The 18,883-nt window shown below is 39.4% G+C and carries 18 protein-coding genes; 17 read left to right on the top strand and 1 reads right to left on the bottom strand.

Going from position 1 to position 18,883, the window contains the following annotated elements; genetic code table 11:
- The first annotated feature begins 440 nt into the window (after positions 1 to 440).
- The 15 genes from mioC (at position 441) to glmU (ending at position 14,338) form a co-directional block, all read left to right on the top strand.
- On the top strand, positions 441 to 890 hold the full coding sequence (mioC, locus tag I6F45_RS18520) for an FMN-binding protein MioC (protein WP_024591277.1): 450 nt from the start codon (positions 441 to 443) through the stop codon (positions 888 to 890).
- A 428-nt stretch (positions 891 to 1,318) separates the two neighbouring features.
- Positions 1,319 to 3,208, top strand: coding sequence for a tRNA uridine-5-carboxymethylaminomethyl(34) synthesis enzyme MnmG (mnmG, locus tag I6F45_RS18525; protein ID WP_007585991.1), 1,890 nt, complete (start codon positions 1,319 to 1,321; stop codon positions 3,206 to 3,208).
- A 15-nt stretch (positions 3,209 to 3,223) separates the two neighbouring features.
- Positions 3,224 to 3,844: a 16S rRNA (guanine(527)-N(7))-methyltransferase RsmG gene (gene rsmG, locus I6F45_RS18530; RefSeq protein WP_007585988.1), complete on the top strand. Its 621-nt coding sequence runs from the start codon at positions 3,224 to 3,226 to the stop codon at positions 3,842 to 3,844.
- Positions 3,845 to 3,858: 14 nt separating this feature from the next.
- A complete protein-coding gene (locus tag I6F45_RS18535) occupies positions 3,859 to 4,644 on the top strand; it encodes a ParA family protein (RefSeq protein ID WP_004335235.1) in 786 nt (261 codons plus the stop codon).
- A gap of 20 nt (positions 4,645 to 4,664) precedes the next feature.
- Positions 4,665 to 5,588, top strand: a complete 924-nt coding sequence (locus I6F45_RS18540) for a ParB/RepB/Spo0J family partition protein (RefSeq protein WP_165729267.1) — start codon at positions 4,665 to 4,667, stop codon at positions 5,586 to 5,588.
- Between the two features lie 142 nt (positions 5,589 to 5,730).
- Positions 5,731 to 6,111, top strand: a complete 381-nt coding sequence (locus I6F45_RS18545) for an ATP synthase subunit I (RefSeq protein WP_165729265.1) — start codon at positions 5,731 to 5,733, stop codon at positions 6,109 to 6,111.
- 15 nt (positions 6,112 to 6,126) lie between these two features.
- Positions 6,127 to 6,984: a F0F1 ATP synthase subunit A gene (gene atpB, locus I6F45_RS18550; protein ID WP_197120030.1), complete on the top strand. Its 858-nt coding sequence runs from the start codon at positions 6,127 to 6,129 to the stop codon at positions 6,982 to 6,984.
- 69 nt (positions 6,985 to 7,053) lie between these two features.
- Positions 7,054 to 7,299 carry a F0F1 ATP synthase subunit C gene (gene atpE / locus I6F45_RS18555; protein WP_442960991.1) on the top strand — a complete coding sequence of 82 codons (246 nt, stop codon included), beginning with the start codon at positions 7,054 to 7,056 and terminating at the stop codon, positions 7,297 to 7,299.
- Positions 7,300 to 7,340: 41 nt separating this feature from the next.
- Positions 7,341 to 7,811, top strand: coding sequence for a F0F1 ATP synthase subunit B (gene atpF / locus I6F45_RS18560; RefSeq protein ID WP_004335264.1), 471 nt, complete (start codon positions 7,341 to 7,343; stop codon positions 7,809 to 7,811).
- A 16-nt stretch (positions 7,812 to 7,827) separates the two neighbouring features.
- A complete protein-coding gene (gene atpH / locus I6F45_RS18565; protein WP_197120031.1) occupies positions 7,828 to 8,361 on the top strand; it encodes a F0F1 ATP synthase subunit delta in 534 nt (177 codons plus the stop codon).
- A 14-nt stretch (positions 8,362 to 8,375) separates the two neighbouring features.
- Positions 8,376 to 9,917: a F0F1 ATP synthase subunit alpha gene (gene atpA, locus I6F45_RS18570; RefSeq protein ID WP_007585976.1), complete on the top strand. Its 1,542-nt coding sequence runs from the start codon at positions 8,376 to 8,378 to the stop codon at positions 9,915 to 9,917.
- A 60-nt stretch (positions 9,918 to 9,977) separates the two neighbouring features.
- A complete protein-coding gene (gene atpG / locus I6F45_RS18575; RefSeq protein WP_007585974.1) occupies positions 9,978 to 10,838 on the top strand; it encodes a F0F1 ATP synthase subunit gamma in 861 nt (286 codons plus the stop codon).
- 33 nt (positions 10,839 to 10,871) lie between these two features.
- Positions 10,872 to 12,257 carry a F0F1 ATP synthase subunit beta gene (gene atpD, locus I6F45_RS18580; protein ID WP_007585971.1) on the top strand — a complete coding sequence of 462 codons (1,386 nt, stop codon included), beginning with the start codon at positions 10,872 to 10,874 and terminating at the stop codon, positions 12,255 to 12,257.
- Between the two features lie 13 nt (positions 12,258 to 12,270).
- Complete coding sequence (locus I6F45_RS18585) at positions 12,271 to 12,693, top strand: F0F1 ATP synthase subunit epsilon (RefSeq protein WP_007377666.1); 423 nt, start codon at positions 12,271 to 12,273, stop codon at positions 12,691 to 12,693.
- A 286-nt stretch (positions 12,694 to 12,979) separates the two neighbouring features.
- Entirely contained in the window at positions 12,980 to 14,338 is a 1,359-nt protein-coding gene (glmU, locus tag I6F45_RS18590) for a bifunctional UDP-N-acetylglucosamine diphosphorylase/glucosamine-1-phosphate N-acetyltransferase GlmU (protein WP_197161619.1), read from the top strand.
- 27 nt (positions 14,339 to 14,365) lie between these two features.
- On the opposite strand, the gene I6F45_RS18595 is transcribed toward glmU, so the two are convergent.
- Positions 14,366 to 15,208: a LytR/AlgR family response regulator transcription factor gene (locus I6F45_RS18595; RefSeq protein WP_165740119.1), complete on the bottom strand. Its 843-nt coding sequence runs from the start codon at positions 15,206 to 15,208 to the stop codon at positions 14,366 to 14,368.
- Positions 15,209 to 15,352: 144 nt separating this feature from the next.
- Between I6F45_RS18595 and I6F45_RS18600 the strand changes: the two genes are divergently transcribed.
- Positions 15,353 to 16,582 (top strand): acyltransferase family protein, encoded by a 1,230-nt coding sequence (locus tag I6F45_RS18600; RefSeq protein WP_197161622.1) that lies wholly within the window; start codon positions 15,353 to 15,355, stop codon positions 16,580 to 16,582.
- A gap of 83 nt (positions 16,583 to 16,665) precedes the next feature.
- On the top strand, positions 16,666 to 18,459 hold the full coding sequence (locus I6F45_RS18605; RefSeq protein WP_197161625.1) for a choice-of-anchor I family protein: 1,794 nt from the start codon (positions 16,666 to 16,668) through the stop codon (positions 18,457 to 18,459).
- Positions 18,460 to 18,883: the final 424 nt, after the last annotated feature.

Consider the following 18,883-nt stretch of genomic DNA (forward strand, 5'->3'; position numbering starts at 1 on the left):
AATTTATCTATTTATGAACTTATTTTTAATTAATTTCATTAGATCTCCTTTATTAGATCATTTTTAAAAATTATTTTCGATCTAAATTTAAGGTTATCAACAGGCTTTATATCCACATTATGATCAACATGTATTTTTAATTAAGATATTTACAATTTAATTCTTTACTGACAAGTAATATCAATAACTTAGCGAATATAAAACAACCTAAAAAATCAGTTTAAGCAGAGCTTTCCCCACCGTTATCAACAACTTGATCAGAAGATTACATTTAAAGATAATTTGTTAAACACTATATTATCAACAACTTAAAGACACAATTTTGAATGAGTGTAAAATTACCGCAAAAATAGTTATACAAAAAAGCACTCTTAACTTTACTGTTATCCTCACTCAGTTATCATAGGCGGCAATTAAAACCAATGTGATCACTAATATTCATGAGTTCAGTAAATCTTATTGTCGGCAGCCAAATGGGATCAGCCGAGTATGTTGCAGAGCAATTAAGCGACGCGCTTAATAACCTTGGTATTACTACGCAACTACATGATCAACCTGAATTTAGCGATATTGATCAGCAAAATACCATTTGGTTAATCTGCACATCAACTTATGGTGCAGGTGATTACCCTGAAAATCTTATTAGTTTTGTTGAAGATGTAACTCAAGCAGATGATTTATCTGAATTAAAATATTCAGTAATAGCTTTAGGCGACACTAGTTATGACACTTATAACCTAGCAGGACGTAATATAGATGCCTTATTAACTCAAAAAGGCGCTATAAAAGTAGCAGAACGTTTAGAGCTTAATATTCTCGATGAAGCACTACCAGAAGACACTGCATTAACATGGTTAGACTCTTGGATAGCTCAAACAGGCATAAAATAGATAGATCAAGTAAAAAGTTATATATAAAGTTACCCACAATTTACTAATAATTTACTAGGTTTTGTGGATAAAGATTGAATAAACTGCGTTTTAAAGCATGCTTATCCATTGGATAAGATCCAACTGATTCAACCCTGTGCATAAAGTGCCTTTTTGATCAGAGCTTATTTGCTGGATGATCCGATCATATTAACACCTTTAGATCTGATCTAATTTCATGTTTTAAATGAAGATCTAAACCTTATCAACAGAAAAGTCGATCAGTAGTAGTAATAGTAATAAAAGATCTCTTTAAAAGATCCTTTATATTATTAGAGATCACATACTTAGATCTTGCCCTTTGTTTAATCATTTATCTTCTGCCAATTTCTAGGTAGAATACGCTCCCTTTTGAAGTTTACCGGTTTGATTTAAGTAGGATCCCATTAATGATTTTTCACGAAAATTTTGACGTTATCGTAGTAGGTGGTGGACATGCTGGCACTGAAGCCGCATTAGCAGCTGCCCGTATGGGGATGAATACCCTGCTACTGACTCACAATATGGATACCCTTGGTCAAATGTCTTGCAACCCAGCAATTGGTGGGATTGGCAAAGGTCATTTGGTAAAAGAGATCGACGCTCTTGGTGGTGCAATGGCACAGGCCATTGATAAAGGCGGGATCCAATTTCGTACACTAAATTCTTCAAAAGGACCTGCTGTTCGTGCTACTCGAGCACAAGCAGATCGCGCTTTGTACAAAGCGGCTATTCAAACAACATTACAAAACCAAGATAACCTTAAGATTTTTCAACAATCATGTGATGATCTTATTGTTGAAAACGATCGTGTTACTGGCGTAGTAACTCAAATGGGTTTACGTTTTAGTGCACCAAGTGTTGTTTTAACCGTGGGTACTTTTTTAGGCGGCTTAATTCATATTGGTTTAGAAAATTATAAAGGCGGTCGTGCAGGCGATCCTCCTTCAATCGCTTTAGCTGATCGCTTACGTGAACATCCATTTAGAGTGGATCGTTTAAAAACAGGTACACCTCCACGTATTGATGCACGTACTGTTGATTTTACAAAAATGGAAGCACAGCCAGGTGATACACCAACTCCTGTGTTTTCGTTTATGGGTAAACAATCAGATCACCCACAACAGATACCGTGTTACATAACTTACACAAACGAAAAAACACATGATGTTATTCGTAAAAACTTACATCGCTCACCTATGTACTCAGGTGTTATTGAAGGTATTGGTCCACGATACTGCCCTTCAATTGAAGATAAAATTGTTCGTTTTGCAGATAAAGATAAACATCAAATATTTGTTGAGCCTGAAGGTTTAACATCATACGAATTATACCCAAATGGTATTTCGACTAGTTTACCGTTTGATGTACAACTTGAAATTGTGCAATCGATTACAGGTTTTGAAAATGCACATATTTGTCGACCTGGTTACGCAATTGAATATGATTACTTTGATCCACGTGATTTAAAACAATCTTTAGAAACTAAATTTATTGAAGGTTTATTTTTTGCGGGTCAAATTAACGGTACTACCGGCTATGAAGAAGCGGGTGCACAAGGCTTAATTGCAGGGATGAATGCGGCGCTAAAAGTGCAAGGTAAAGACTCTTGGACACCACGTCGTGATGAAGCTTACGTGGGTGTATTAATCGACGACTTAGCAACACTGGGTACAAAAGAACCATACCGCATGTTTACCAGTCGTGCCGAATACCGTTTATTACTTCGTGAAGATAATGCTGATATTCGTTTAACTGAAAAAGGCCGTGAACTAGGTTTAGTTAATGACGAACGCTGGCAGGCATTTAACGAAAAAATGGAAGTAATCGAAAAAGAGAAGCAACGCATTAAAGATACGTGGATTCATAAAGATCACGCCGTTGTAGATCAAGTAAATGCATTACTTAAAACACCGCTTACACGTGAAGCAAGTTTAGAAGAATTACTTCGTCGCCCAGAGATTCGTTATAACGATCTTATGGCTATAGAAGGATTAGGATCTGAATTTACAAACAAAGCAGCACTTGAACAAGTTGAGATCCATACTAAGTACGCAGGTTATATTGCGCGTCAACAAGATGAGATCAACAAACAGCTTCGTCATGAGCAAACAATTTTACCAAAAGAGTTTGATTATAAAACCGTATCTGGTTTGTCAAATGAGGTAGTTGCCAAGCTTATTGAGTCGCGTCCTGACACTATTGGTCAAGCATCGCGCATTTCTGGTATCACCCCAGCGGCGATTTCGCTATTATTAGTGTATCTGAAGAAGCAAGGCTTATTACGCAAATCTGCGTAACGATAAGGGTACATAGTGTTACAGCAACAATTAACTACATTGTTAGCGCAAACTGATATTGCGCTAACAGAAAAACAACAGCAACAGCTAGTTCGTTACGTCGAGTTATTAAATAAGTGGAATAAAGCTTATAACTTAACTTCTGTACGCTTACCTGAAGAAATGATGATTAAGCATATTATGGACAGTTTAGTTGTTGCACCTCATTTACCCGGTCATCATTATATTGATGTTGGTACGGGTCCTGGCTTACCGGGTATCGTATTAGCAATAGCATTGCCTAATACACACTTTGTGTTATTAGATAGCTTAGGTAAGCGTGTGCGATTTTTAATGCACGTTAAACATGAGCTTGGTCTTGATAATGTAACCCCGGTTCAGTCAAGAGTTGAAGAATATCAACCAAGTGTTAAATTAGACGGCGTACTAAGTCGTGCATTTGCTTCACTACAAGATATGGTTGACTGGTGTTCGCACTTAATCGATCATTCAGGTAAATTTATAGCACTTAAAGGCGTGTTCCCTAGCGAAGAGCTAGAGTCACTACCTGCAGGCGTTAAGTTTGAGCAAAAAATTGCATTAGAAGTACCTAATTTAGATGCACAACGACATTTAATTATTCTTTCTAAAGACTAGGGATCAGAGACACCGTGGCAAAAGTCATCGCATTAGCAAATCAAAAAGGTGGAGTGGGTAAAACTACAACCGCTGTTAACCTCGCTGCGTCTATGGCTGCAACGAAACGTAAAGTGCTGTTAATTGATCTCGATCCGCAAGGTAATGCGACTATGGGTAGTGGCGTAGATAAGTATGGCGACGTGCCAACTATTTACGACTTACTTATTGAAGATAAACCTATAGAAGACGTTATCATTAAAGAAACGTCTGGCGAATACCATATGATTGCTGCAAACGGTGATGTAACCGCTGCAGAAGTTAAATTGATGGAATTATTTGCCCGTGAAGTGCGTTTACGTAATGCACTTGAAAAAATTCAGGACCAGTACGAATTTATTTTTATCGACTGTCCACCCTCTCTAAATATGTTAACTGTTAACGCAATGGCCGCAGCTGATTCTATTTTAGTGCCAATGCAGTGTGAGTATTATGCACTAGAAGGGTTAACCGCATTAATGGATACGATTACGCAACTTGCTAAGTTAGTGAATCCTAGCTTACAAATTGAAGGTATACTTCGTACTATGTACGACCCGCGTAACCGTTTGGCAAATGATGTATCAGAACAATTAAAACAACATTTTGGCGATAAGGTATACCGTACGGTGATCCCGCGTAATGTTCGTTTAGCGGAGGCACCTAGTTTTGGTACTCCTGCTATGTACTATGACCGGGCATCAAGTGGTGCTAAAGCATATTTAGCACTCGCTGGTGAAATGTTACGCAGAAAAGAAAAAACAGCGTCCGTTGTCGCCTAACTTTGAGGTAAAAAAATAACATGTCTGCTAAAAAACGAGGTTTAGGCCGAGGACTCGATGCACTTTTAAGTTCGTCAAAGCCTGCACCAAGCCCAAGCAAGGAACAAGACACATCAAACGTTTCTGAGGCTGTGCAAAATGCTGCGGCTAATAATAGTGAATTACAAAAACTCCCAATAGAGTTTTTACACTCGGGTAAATACCAACCTCGTAAAGACATGTCTGAAGAGGCGTTAGAAGAGCTTGCTAGTTCTATTCGCTCACAAGGTATTATTCAACCCATTGTTGTGCGCCCTATTGCACACAATAGCTTCGAAATTATTGCTGGTGAGCGTCGTTGGCGCGCTGCGCAAATAGCTAAGCTTGAAACAGTGCCTTGTATTATTAAAGATGTACCTGATGAAGCTGCCGTTGCGATTGCACTGATAGAAAATATTCAGCGTGAAGATTTAAATGCTATGGAAGAAGCGGTTGCACTTAATCGTTTACTTATAGAATTTGAACTAACACATCAGCAAGTAGCCGATGCCGTTGGTAAATCACGTACAACAGTAACTAATTTACTGCGTTTAAATAATTTAAATAACGATGTAAAAATTCTGTTAGAACATGGCGATATCGAAATGGGCCATGCTCGTTGTCTGTTAGCTCTTGAAGGTGAAGCGCAGTCAGATGCTGCTCGTTTAGCGGTTGCTAAAGCACTAACCGTTCGAGAAACTGAAAAGCTCGTACGTTCTATCTTAGAGCCTGTACCTGCTAAAGAAGTAACCGAAAAAGATCCTGATGTTAAGCAGTTAGAGCAACAACTCGCTGAAAACCTAGGTGCCAAAGTTGAGATTAACTACAATAAAAAAGGCAAAGGTAAGCTTGTTATTTCTTATACTAATTTAGATGAACTTGACGGCATTTTAAATCGTATCAATCACGACAATACCCACCATTAATTTATTACATGTCTGAAAAGGGACATTTGTAGCTATTTCGTGTTACAAAGCGTCTACTCAAGTTGCAAAACTGGCAGGATTAAGTATAATTTCGCCAGTTTTCACACCCTAACAATTAGAACGCAATAAAGGTTAACTAAACGTGACTGACAAGTTAGCAAGTCCATATCGACTTGCCGTATTAAAGTTAATTTGCCTTCAGGGTGTTGTAGCATTAGTTGCTGCTGTAATTATTTTTTTTAGTTCGGGAGTCAATGCAGGGCTTTCATCACTTGTTGGTGGAGCTGTAGCAGTACTTCCGCACTTTGTATTTGCGCTTTATGCATTCAGATATATGGGTGCAAGCCGAGCAAATCAAGCGTATGCCTCGTTGAAACGCGGCAACGGATTAAAGTTTATGCTAACAATCGTATTGTTTGCGCTAGTACTGAAGCATTTTCCGGTAATTTTATTACCTTTTTTTAGTACTTATATACTGGCGCTATTTACTGGATTGTTCGCCCCCGTTTTTTTTAAACATTAACTTTTGGGATATAACATGGCAGCAGAAGAAGTTACTCTATCTGGCCATATCCAGCACCATTTGACCAATGCTAAGATGTGTTCGACCGATACAGGTCTCGCCTTCAACAAAGCATGTACGGATAGTGGTTTCTGGACATGGCATATAGATACCCTCGCATGGTCTATCGGATTAGGTCTATTATTTTTATGGATCTTCCGTAGTGCCGCTAAAAAATCAACACTAGGTGTACCTGGTAAGTTTCAGTGTTTTATTGAAATAATCGTAGAATTCGTTGGTGACAACGTACGCGATACTTTCCATGGTAGAAGCAAGCTTATTGCACCATTAGCCTTAACGATTTTCGTTTGGGTGTTCTTAATGAACTTAATGGATTTAATCCCAGTTGACTTTTTACCAGCATTTGCAGGTTTCGTTGGTGAAACTGCATTTGGTATGGATTCACACGATGTGTACATGAAAATTGTACCTACTACTGATATCAATATGACTTCAGCGCTAGCGCTAGGTGTATTTATTTTGATGATTGGTTACTCAATCAAAATAAAAGGCATTGGCGGGTTTATTAAAGAGTTAACGCTTCATCCGTTCAGCTCAAATAACATGTTTGTTCAAATTATTTTGATACCATTTAACTTATTACTTGAACTGATTGCACTCGTTTCTAAACCGTTTTCATTAGCATTACGTTTGTTTGGTAACTTATATGCGGGTGAGTTGATTTTCATCTTGATCGGCGCTATCGGTTTTATGCAATTACCATTGCATTTTGTTTGGGCAGTATTCCACATCTTAGTTATTACATTACAAGCATTCTTATTTATGATGCTAACGATTGTATACCTAAGCATGGCAAGCTCAGATAATCACTAATTTACAACTTTAATTTTTATAACTTTTAATATTTAACTTTAATTTACAATTGAAACTTTGGAGAAAAAAATGGAACAAGTATTATCAATGCCTGAAGCAATTAAGTACATCGCAGTAGCTTTACTAATTGGTTTTGGTGCAATCGGCACAGCAATCGGTTTTGGTAACATGGGCGGTAAATTCCTTGAAGCATGTGCGCGTCAACCTGAGCTTGCACCTTCGCTACAAGTTAAAATGTTTATCCTTGCTGGTCTAATCGATGCTGTAGCAATGATTGGTGTTGGTATCGCTATGGTATTGTTGTTCGTACTTTAATTTTATTTTTTGAACAGCTTACTATTTAAGGAGGAGCGGTTGTGAATTTAAACGCCACTCTTATCGGTGAATTGATTGCGTTTACGGTGTTCGTATTATTTTGTATGAAATACGTATGGCCACCACTAAACGGTGCAATTGAAGCTCGCCAGAAAAAAATCGAAGATGGTTTAGCTGCCTCTGATAGAGCCGAAAAAGACTTAGAACTTGCGCAAAAGAAAGCTGCTGAACAGCTTAAAGATGCAAAAGCTCAAGCGGCTGATATCATTGATCAAGCTAAAAAGCGTGCAGTGCTAATTGTTGACGAAGAAACACTTCGTGGTCAGCAAGAGCGTGAAAGTATCATTGCTCAAGGGCACTCTGAAGTTGAGTCTGAACGTAATCGCATAACAGAAGAGCTACGTAAGCAAGTAGCAACTCTGGCAGTGATTGGTGCAGAACGTATTTTAGAGCGTGAAATTAATCAAGCCGCACATAGTGACATCGTTGAAAAACTTGTCGCTGAGCTGTAATTAGGAGGGTATGAGCATGTCTAATTTGACTACTATCGCTCGCCCATACGCTAAAGCGGCTTTTGAACTTGCCGTTGAGAAAGGCACTCTTGAAAGCTGGAACGATATGTTGTTCTTTGCAGGCCACGTAGCCAGCAATGAACAAGCATCATCTGCTTTAGCAGGTATGCCTACAGCTACTGCACAAGCTGAATTATTTATTCAACTTTGTGCTGAGCAGCTCAACGAACAAGGTCAGAACCTAGTTAAGGTGATGGCTGAAAATGGACGTTTGACAGCTCTACCTGAAGTTGCACAGTTATTTGCTGAATTTAAAGCAGAATACGATAAAGAAATCGAAGTAGATGTGATTTCTGCAACTCCTCTTGTTGCTGCGCAACAAGAGTCATTGGTAGCGGCACTTGAAAAACGTTTCGCACGCAAAGTTAAGCTGAATTGTAGTGAAGACGCGTCAGTGGTTGGTGGACTTATTATTAGGTCTGGCGACACTGTAATCGACGGTACTATTCGCGGTAAATTAAACCGCTTAGCTACAACACTACAATCGTAATTGGGAAAAAGAGCATGCAACTTAATTCCACTGAAATTTCAGATCTGATCAAACAACGTATTGAGAAGTTCGAAGTTGTAAGTGAAGCTCGTAACGAAGGTACTATTGTATCTGTTACTGACGGTATCATCCGCATCCACGGTCTTGCTGACTGTATGCAAGGTGAAATGATTGAGCTTCCTGGCAGCCGTTATGCTATCGCACTAAACCTTGAGCGCGACTCAATTGGTGCAGTAGTAATGGGTCCGTACGCTGACCTTACTGAAGGCGTAAAAGTATATACAACTGGTCGTATTTTAGAAGTTCCTGTTGGTCCTGGTTTACTTGGTCGTGTTGTAAACACACTAGGTGCTCCAATCGATGGTAAAGGCGCTCTAGATAACGACGGGTTTGAACCTGTAGAAAAAATTGCACCAGGTGTAATCGAGCGTAAATCTGTAGATGAGCCAGTTCAAACTGGTTATAAATCTATTGATGCGATGATTCCAGTTGGTCGTGGTCAACGTGAACTTATCATTGGGGATCGCCAAACAGGTAAAACTGCACTAGCAATCGATGCAATCATCAATCAAAAAGACACAGGCGTTAAGTGTGTGTACGTTGCGATTGGTCAAAAAGCATCTACTATTGCAAACGTAGTTCGTAAATTAGAAGAGCATGGTGCACTAGCAAATACTATCGTAGTTGTTGCATCTGCTTCTGAATCTGCGGCACTTCAGTACTTAGCACCGTTCGCGGGCTGTACTATGGGTGAATACTTCCGTGACCGTGGTGAAAACGCATTAATCGTATATGATGATTTGTCTAAGCAAGCAGTTGCTTACCGTCAAATTTCATTACTACTTAAGCGTCCACCAGGGCGTGAAGCATACCCAGGTGACGTATTCTACCTTCACTCTCGTCTTTTAGAGCGTGCATCGCGTGTAAACGCAGATTACGTTGAAAAGTTCACTAATGGTGAAGTGAAAGGTAAAACTGGTTCATTGACGGCATTGCCAATCATTGAAACTCAAGGCGGCGACGTTTCTGCGTTCGTACCGACTAACGTTATCTCTATCACCGATGGTCAGATCTTCTTAGAAACTGACTTATTCAACTCAGGTATCCGTCCGGCAGTAAATGCTGGTATCTCGGTATCGCGTGTTGGTGGTGCTGCACAAACTAAAATCGTTAAGAAACTAGGTGGCGGTATTCGTCTAGCCCTAGCTCAGTACCGTGAATTAGCTGCGTTCTCGCAGTTCGCGTCTGACCTTGATGATGCAACTCGTGCTCAACTTGAGCATGGTGAGCGTGTAACAGAGCTAATGAAGCAGAAACAGTACGCGCCAATGTCTGTTGCTGATATGTCTTTGTCGTTATTTGCTGCTGAAAAAGGCTTCCTTCAAGACATCGAAATCGCGAAAATCGGTGACTTTGAAGCAGCTTTACTTTCGTATGCAAATAGCACATACGCAGAGCTTGTGGCTCAAATCAATGAAACTGGTAACTTGAATGCCGAGATCGAAGCGCAGCTTAAAGAACTTCTAACGAAGTTCAAGTCTACGCAAACTTGGTAATTTAGTTATTAATGGTGCGCTTTAGGAAACTAAAGCACACCTTGATTCGGAGAGAGAGTCATGGCCAGCGGAAAAGAGATTAAAAGCAAGATCGGGAGTATTAAAAATACTCAAAAGATCACTAGCGCAATGGAAATGGTTGCTGCGTCTAAAATGAAAAGGGCGCAAGAACGCGTTGCTTCAAGCCGTCCATACGCTGACAAATTACGTGAAGTAATTGGTCGTGTTGCTCAAGCAAATCTTGATTTTACTCACCCGTTCTTAAAAGATCGTGAAGTGAAACGAGTTGGTTATATTGTTATCTCTACAGACCGTGGTCTGTGTGGCGGTCTAAACTCAAACGAGTTTAAGAAAGTTGCACTTGATGTTAAAGCGTGGAAAGAAAAAGGTGTTGATGCTGAATTTGCTACTTTAGGTAGTAAAGCAGCTGGCTTCTTTCAACGTTTTGGTGGTCAACTACTCGCTAAAAAAGCGGGCCTAGGAGATAAACCTTCAGTACAAGACGTTATTGGTCCTGTAAAAGTTATGCTTGATGCATTTTCTGAAGGCAAAATAGACCGTTTATTCTTGGTATATAACAAATTCGTTAATACCATGAGGCAAGAGCCAATTATAGATCAGTTACTCCCTTTGCCAAAAGCTGAAGAAGAAGTATCTGCTCACACATGGGATTACTTATACGAGCCAAATCCAGAGGCTATTTTAGAGTCTTTGTTAGTACGCTTTATTGAGTCTCAAGCATACCAAGGTGTGGTAGAAAATGCTGCCTCTGAACAGGCTGCTCGTATGGTTGCAATGAAAGCTGCAACTGATAACGCAGGTGACCTTATGGACGAGCTACAGCTTGTTTATAACAAGGCTCGCCAAGCAGCAATCACACAAGAAATTAGTGAGATTTGTTCTGGCTCAGCAGCAGTTTAATGCTTCGGGTAAAGATTAACGAGAGGAATAGACATGAGTTTAGGTAAGGTCGTCCAAATTATCGGCGCCGTTGTGGATATTGAATTTCCACAAGATAGCGTGCCAGCGGTATACCACGCACTAAGAGTAACAGATGGCGATTTAGCTGGTTTGACTCTAGAAGTTCAACAACAGCTAGGTGGCGGTGTAGTGCGTACTATCGCTATGGGTACTACTGATGGTTTACGTCGTAGTGCTTTAGTTATGAATACAGGTGAATCGATTCAAGTTCCAGTTGGTAAAGCAACACTTGGTCGTATCATGAACGTACTTGGTGAGCCAATCGATGAAGCGGGTCCAATCGGCGAAGAAGACCGTATGTCTATTCACCGTGCAGCACCTTCATACGAAGAGCAATCAAGTTCAGTTGAACTTTTAGAAACTGGTATCAAGGTTATCGACCTTGTATGTCCGTTTGCTAAAGGTGGTAAAGTTGGTTTATTCGGTGGTGCCGGTGTTGGTAAAACTGTAAACATGATGGAACTTATCCGTAACATCGCAATCGAGCATAGCGGCTACTCAGTATTCGCAGGTGTTGGTGAGCGTACACGTGAGGGTAACGATTTCTACCATGAGATGAACGATTCAAACGTACTTGATAAAGTATCGCTTGTATACGGTCAGATGAACGAGCCTCCAGGTAACCGTTTACGCGTAGCGTTAACAGGTCTTACTATGGCTGAAAAGTTCCGTGATGAAGGTCGCGATGTACTTTTCTTCGTAGATAACATCTACCGTTATACTCTTGCTGGTACAGAAGTATCTGCACTACTTGGTCGTATGCCATCAGCGGTAGGTTACCAGCCTACACTTGCTGAAGAAATGGGTGTGCTTCAAGAGCGTATCGCTTCTACTAAGACGGGTTCAATTACATCAATCCAAGCGGTATACGTACCTGCGGATGATTTAACGGATCCATCTCCAGCAACTACCTTTGCTCACTTAGACGCAACAGTAGTACTTTCACGTGATATCGCATCACTTGGTATTTACCCAGCGGTAGACCCACTTGATTCATCTTCACGTCAACTTGACCCACAAGTAATTGGTCAAGAGCACTACGATACAGCACGTGGCGTTCAAACAGTTCTTCAGCGTTATAAAGAACTTAAAGACATCATTGCAATCCTAGGTATGGACGAGCTTTCTGACGAAGATAAGCAACTTGTATCTCGTGCACGTAAAATCCAACGTTTCCTATCTCAGCCATTCTTCGTGGCAGAGGTGTTTACAGGCGCGTCTGGTAAATACGTATCACTAAAAGATACAATTTCTGGCTTTAAAGGCATCTTAAACGGTGAATTTGATGATATGCCAGAGCAAGCGTTCTACATGGTTGGCTCTATCGAAGAAGCTCAAGAAAAAGCCAAAGGCATGTAACTAGGAGGGTAGTATGACAGCTATGACTGTACATCTTGACGTAGTAAGCGCTGAGCAGAGTTTGTTCTCTGGTCTTGTTGAATCGATTCAAGTATCTGGTAGTGAAGGCGAGCTGGGTGTAAACCTAGGCCATGCTCCACTACTAACTGCCCTTAAACCTGGTATGGTACGTTTAGTTAAGCAATTTGGTCACGAAGATGTGATATATGTTGCTGGCGGTACATTAGAAGTTCAACCAAATCACATCACGATTCTTGCAGATACTGCGGTTCGTGGTGAAGATTTAGATGAAGATTCTGTACAAAAGGCTAAACGTGAAGCTGAAGAACATATGGCGAATTCGTCAGCTGTTGAGTTTGACTATCAGCAAGCGGCTACGCGACTGGCAGAAGCAGTTGCTCAGTTACGCGTAATTCAGCAATTACGTCACAAGTAAGCCTATCCGGTTTGTAAAAAGCCCACTAGTAAGTGGGCTTTTTTGTGCCTGTTACTTTTGTATTTACACTAAATACCTTAGTCCGATTATTATCTACACTTTTACACTTATATCCTGCCGGAATCCTCGCTACAATAACGTCATCCAATTAAGTGTGTTTTTTCAGTCAAGATTCAGTACTAATAAACTAACCTACTGAGTATTTGCACAAGAAGTGATTTACGTAATCTTCTGATCAAACATAAGACTTATTTAGCTAAAACAACGAAAAAAGGAAATTGTTTTAATGGCTCTAACAACTATTATTCTTGCTGCGGGTAAAGGTACTCGTATGCGCTCTGCTTTACCTAAAGTTTTGCACAACGTTGCAGGTAAACCAATGGTGCAGCACGTTATTGATAATGCGATGGCATTAGGTGCAACGACTACAAACCTAGTTTACGGACACGGCGGCGAACTATTACAACAACAACTTGCCGATAACAATGTAAATTGGGTACTTCAAGCTGAACAACTTGGTACTGGCCACGCAGTAGCGCAAGCCAACTCTCATGTTAATGATGAAGACACGGTATTAATTTTATACGGTGATGTACCACTAACAAAGCAATCAACACTAGAGCGTTTATTAGCCGCAACACCTAAAAATGGTTTAGCTGTATTAACGGTAAATTTAGTAAACCCAAATGGCTATGGTCGAATGCTTCGTGCCGGTGGTAAGTTAGTTGGTATTGTTGAGCAAAAAGATTCAAGCCCAGAACAGTTACTTATTAACGAAGTAAATACAGGCATTATGGCTGTTAACGGTAAGCTATTAAAAACATGGTTAGGTAACTTATCTAACAATAATGCACAAGGCGAGTACTACTTAACAGATATCGTTGCAATGGCTCACAGTGAAGGCGTAGAAATCACTTCAGCTCAGCCAGACCATGCAATGGAAGTTGAAGGCGCAAATAACCGCGTACAACTTGCAGGCTTAGAGCGCGCTTATCAAGCATGGCAAGCAGAAGAGTTAATGTTAAATGGTGCAACACTTGCTGATCCTGCGCGTATTGATGTGCGAGGAACAGTTACCACCGGTGAAGATGTACTTATCGACGTAAACGTTATTTTTGAAGGCACAGTCACGCTTGGTAACAACGTACAAATTGGCCCTAACTGTGTCCTTAAAAATTGTAGCATTGGCGATAACGTTATTATTAAAGCTAATACACTGATTGAAGATGCCACAGTTGCAGATAAGTGTACGCTTGGTCCTTATGCTCGCCTTCGCCCAGGCGCTGTAATGGAAGAAGACTCACACATTGGTAACTTTGTTGAGATGAAAAAAACCCGACTAGGTAAAGGCTCTAAAGCCAACCACTTAAGTTATTTAGGTGATGCTGAAATTGGCGAAAAAGTGAATATTGGCGCTGGCACTATTACCTGTAACTACGATGGTGTTAACAAAGCAAAAACTATTATTGGCGATAATGCCTTTATTGGTTCTAATTCATCACTCGTTGCTCCAGTAAATATAGGTGCAACTGCAACAATTGGTGCAGGCTCTGTGATCACCAGTACCGTTGAAGATGACCAATTAGCAATTGCACGCTCTAAACAGCGTAATTTAACGGGTTGGAAACGCCCAGTTAAAAAATAACAATAGAGGCTACTTAGGTAGCCTTTTTTATTTTAGCTGAAGTTTAAATTGCTCTTTATAGCGTCTAGACAAGTTAAGTACTTTACCTGTTGTTAGTTTTATTTCACTGTCGCCACTGGGTAGTGGTGTAATGGACTCCACTTTATCGAGTTTTACGCCATGGCTGCGGTGAATTCTACAAAACCCCTGCACTTCAAGTTGTTTACTTAATGCTGTAAGCGTTGCCCTTAACGGATATATACGTGAGCCTATATGTAGGTTTACATAATTACCCGATGATTCAAGCCAATCAACATCCTCTATTTTTATAATGAATTCTTTTCCGAGCTTTTTAACTAATAGGCGGTTTATGGTCGATGTTGTTTGCTGCTCACTTTCTTCAATTGAAGAGGCTTCACCTAGTAACTGCTGCACCACATATTGATATACTTTGATAAGTACGATGAAAAACACAAAGCTTATAGCGTCTTTCTGGTATTCATAAATAAGCTCAAACCAGCTAAGTCCAAAGTTGTAAGACCCATCATTCAACAAATATATGAATTTACGAACCCCTACCATAATACCAACGTGTAACACGCTAAATATAATAGAGACACCAAAGTACATACCTAATGAGGCCGTAATATTTTGCCAATTAAAAGATAAGTGTCTTAAAAACCAAATTAAAATAGGGAATATAAGCAAAGTACTCAAGGCACTTGAATACTCCCAAACAAATGGCTCCCACATTAAAAAAGTTAAAGCCCCTTCTCTTTGGGCTTCCATTATTTGGGTTGTAGCGTTTACTGTATTATTAATTAATACGTAAGCACACAGTAATAATGATGCGTAAATGCTTTGAAAACGTTGAAAGTGCTGTAGGTTCATAAATGTATGCTTATTGCTGACGTGGCACGCTTATCCCTGTATACCACCTTTTATCACTATTGCTTGTAATATAAGCACTTATAGATAGTTTTAGCGAGATCTTTAGGTATGAATAACGCATAACATACATAAAGTAGTAAAAGCATGAGCACTCAAGTACAACAACCTTCATTAGTTAATTCGCGTAAATATTATCTTGATTGGCTTAGGGTAATCGCATTTGCGTCGCTAATTTTTTATCACATTGGCATGTTGTATAGCGAAAACTGGGGGTTTCATTTTAAGAGTAATTATACATCACAGTATGTTGAATATTTAATGTTGGTGTTTTCACCTTGGCGCATGTTGCTCATTTGGTTTATATCGGGCGTAGCACTGCGTTTTATGATTGATAAAGTAAGCAGCTTTAAGCCTTGGTTACATTTCACCTTATACCGCTCTATTTTTTTATTATTACCTTTGCTGGTGGGATTATGGCTAATAGTGCCTTTTCAGCTGTTTGCAGAAATGTCGCAGCAAGGTATTATTGATATTAGTTATTGGCAATTTTATTTAGCTTTTATAAAGACGAACAATACGCTTTTTATTAATTATCAGTCTGGAGTGTGGCCGCATGTGGATGTAAATCACTTATGGTATTTACGCTCGCTGTGGCAATTTATGCTGCTCATTATTGCTTTAACTCTTTTTGCACGCCTGCCTTTTATTGCGCCTCTAAAAGCATTTGTTCAAGGAGGTATGTCATCTGGGCTTTTAATTACCTTACTCATTATTACCACGTTATCTACCAGTCGTTATTTAACGGGCGATTCAATCAGAGAAACTAACGGCTTTATGCTGCTACTCGCAGGATACATACTTGCTAAAAATACTTATTTTTGGAATTGCTTAAATAAAAACTTGGTATTACTGGCTTCGTGTTTTTCGGTTTTGTTTATACTTATAATATTAAGTTATCAGAAGGCGTTTACTCTCCCTCATTTTATTTTAAGCGGTAGCTACAATATTCAACGTGTTGTAGGTGTACTTTTTGTGCTTGCGCTAGCTCACCGATTTTTAAATTTTAATACTTACTATTTAAAGCAGCTCAATGCATGGGTGTTTCCTTTTTATTTATTGCATCAAAGTATTTTGATTATTTTGTGTTTTTTACTACAGCCTTTAAGTTTAGGGCCTGTTGCTGAACCATTCATCATTATTTTAGGGACTTGGTTTTTTTGTGGTGTTTTTACATGGGGTATAACACGTATTGATGTATTTAGACCTTTGCTAGGAGTTGCAATTAAACGAGAGTATTCCTCGATTGTAAAAACGATTGGTTATACGGCCGTTTTAATTTTAATAACTCCGCTAGCGTATAAGCTAATTACTTAGGCTAAGGGGCTGTATTAAAACTGCCATAATCTTGTCATGCCTGTGTGTTGATATTTAGCAAATACAATACTAAGGAAAATTACATGTTTAAAAAATCAATTATTGCGCTGTCACTTATATCTGTTCTTACTGCCTGCTCACTTGATGGTGACGATGGTCAAAAAGGCTCTCAAGGGTTACAGGGAGAACAAGGCACAGGTGGAACTAATGGGTTAAATGGTATAAATGCAAATTCAGCATTAAATATTAACCTTGTGGGTAGAGGTGTATTAAATGCACAAAGCCCAGAAGGAGCAGCTGAAATAGTTGCATATCAAGCGTCTAAAAAATGGATTTACGCTATTAACAGTTCAGGCGATGACGCTGTTGTTAATATTCTACCCGCCGATACCTTTGATACCGCAGCTCTAGTTAAAGATAACGAAGGGGTTATAAACGTTACTAACTTAACCTCGGTCATTACGTTGTCTTTAAGCGAGCACACCCAAGGCGATGCAAACAGTATTGCTATTGATGAAAACAATAATTTACTTGCTGTGGCAATGGCGGCTAAAAACACGGGTGATACAGGAAAAATTGCGTTTTACGACATAAGTGGCGACTCACCTGTATTTATTAAAAACGTAACGGTCGGTTTTTTACCAGACATGGTGACGTTCACCCACAATGGTGCAAAAGTAGTGGTCGCTAACGAAGGCGAACCTAGTGGCGACTACAGCGTAGATCCTGAAGGTTCTATTAGTATTATCGATATAACAAATAATGTAATAGCCGATACAGCAATAAATATTGATTTTAAAGCCTATAACAACAAACAAACCGAACTAGAGGCACAAGGGGTAGTTTTTGCTAACCCAAATGGGCGTACTATTAATGGCAACCTAATAAATACCACCGTGGCTATGGACTTAGAGCCTGAATTCGTCAGTATTTCTAAAGATAACAAATACGCCTATGTATCTATTCAAGAAAACAATGCACTCGCAATTGTTAACTTAGAGGACAACAGCCTTGAGCTAAAAGGCTTAGGCTTTAAAGATTGGTCAAGCTTACAGCTAGATGCCTCAGATAAAGATGGCGGTGTTAATTTTAAATCATACCCAGGGCTCTATGGTATGTACCAGCCCGATACTATCTCAAGCTTTAGTTGGAAAGGCGCTAACTTTATAGTCACTGCCAACGAAGGTGACGCAAGAGAATACTTTTTTGATACTACAGATGAAGCAGACTGTATAGCAAAGGGCGGACTTGATTACGATAAAGACGATGGTTGCTTAGCTTATATAGATGAGAGCCGCGTTGAAGACTTAGCGCTTGCTGCTAATTTTGATTACTTAAATAACGACGATAACGATATTGGTCGCTTAAAAGTAACAACAATAAAAGGCGATACTAATAACGATGGCCAATACGAATCACTTTATGGTTATGGTGCACGTTCGTTTACCATTTGGGACAGTAATGGGCTGGTGGTTTTTGATTCAGGTGATGATATAGCACGTATAACAGCATCTGTGCATGGTGAATCATTTAACAATAATGAAGATGAAAACAAAGGTGACTCACGTTCAGATGATAAAGGCGCAGAGCCTGAAGCGCTGACTATTGGTAAAATTGACGATCGTACATTTGCTTTTGTTGGATTAGAACGTATGGGCGGTATTATGGCTTACGACATTACTAATCCATACAATGTGCAATTTGAAGACTACTTCTATAATAGAGGCTTAATTAAAGGAGCTAATATTACAGGCGATTTAGCGCCTGAAGGAATGGTATTCGTTCCAGCAGAGCAAAGTGCTACAGGAAACCCACTCTTAATTGTTGGAAATGAACTATCAGGCTCTATTGCCGTATGGGAAATAGCACCTAAATAAGGCTTAAATTTTAAATAAAGCTGTGTGTTGTTTGTTTAACATACAGCTTAGTTTAAACCTTACTAATACATCATCAATGGATACATAAATTATGAGTGTTTTTTAAACTAAAAGTATCCTGCAGCCCTTTATTTGTATAGCTTTCATACTAAATTCATTTAATTGTTAAAAAGCTGAAATAAAACATTGACCCCCGCTCGAATCTCCCTATAATGCGACCCCACTGAGACGGGAAACGCTGAAGCATAGCGAGGCACGAACTACCTCAGAGAGTTAAATAAAACTTCGGTTTTAAATCTTCTAAAAAGAAAGTTTAAAACTAAGTGTTGACTCGAAAAATAAAGGGTGTATTATTCGCATCCCTTGAGACGCTAAAGCGACTCAAAACGTTCTTTAACAATATAAAGCAATCATCTGTGTGGGC

Source organism: Pseudoalteromonas sp. SWYJZ19, assembly GCF_015864375.1.
Classification (GTDB): Bacteria; Pseudomonadota; Gammaproteobacteria; order Enterobacterales; family Alteromonadaceae; genus Pseudoalteromonas; species Pseudoalteromonas arctica.

Coding starts and splice junctions, on each gene's coding strand:
- atpH (WP_197120031.1), top strand. CDS start 7,828: ATGTCTAATTTGACTACTATCGCTCGCCCATACGCTAAAGCGGCTTTT.
- I6F45_RS18595 (WP_165740119.1), bottom strand. CDS start 15,208: ATGAACCTACAGCACTTTCAACGTTTTCAAAGCATTTACGCATCATTA.
- I6F45_RS18600 (WP_197161622.1), top strand. CDS start 15,353: ATGAGCACTCAAGTACAACAACCTTCATTAGTTAATTCGCGTAAATAT.
- mioC (WP_024591277.1), top strand. CDS start 441: ATGAGTTCAGTAAATCTTATTGTCGGCAGCCAAATGGGATCAGCCGAG.
- I6F45_RS18605 (WP_197161625.1), top strand. CDS start 16,666: ATGTTTAAAAAATCAATTATTGCGCTGTCACTTATATCTGTTCTTACT.
- atpA (WP_007585976.1), top strand. CDS start 8,376: ATGCAACTTAATTCCACTGAAATTTCAGATCTGATCAAACAACGTATT.
- glmU (WP_197161619.1), top strand. CDS start 12,980: ATGGCTCTAACAACTATTATTCTTGCTGCGGGTAAAGGTACTCGTATG.
- atpB (WP_197120030.1), top strand. CDS start 6,127: ATGGCAGCAGAAGAAGTTACTCTATCTGGCCATATCCAGCACCATTTG.
- I6F45_RS18585 (WP_007377666.1), top strand. CDS start 12,271: ATGACAGCTATGACTGTACATCTTGACGTAGTAAGCGCTGAGCAGAGT.
- atpG (WP_007585974.1), top strand. CDS start 9,978: ATGGCCAGCGGAAAAGAGATTAAAAGCAAGATCGGGAGTATTAAAAAT.
- mnmG (WP_007585991.1), top strand. CDS start 1,319: ATGATTTTTCACGAAAATTTTGACGTTATCGTAGTAGGTGGTGGACAT.
- I6F45_RS18540 (WP_165729267.1), top strand. CDS start 4,665: ATGTCTGCTAAAAAACGAGGTTTAGGCCGAGGACTCGATGCACTTTTA.
- atpD (WP_007585971.1), top strand. CDS start 10,872: ATGAGTTTAGGTAAGGTCGTCCAAATTATCGGCGCCGTTGTGGATATT.
- atpE (WP_442960991.1), top strand. CDS start 7,054: ATGGAACAAGTATTATCAATGCCTGAAGCAATTAAGTACATCGCAGTA.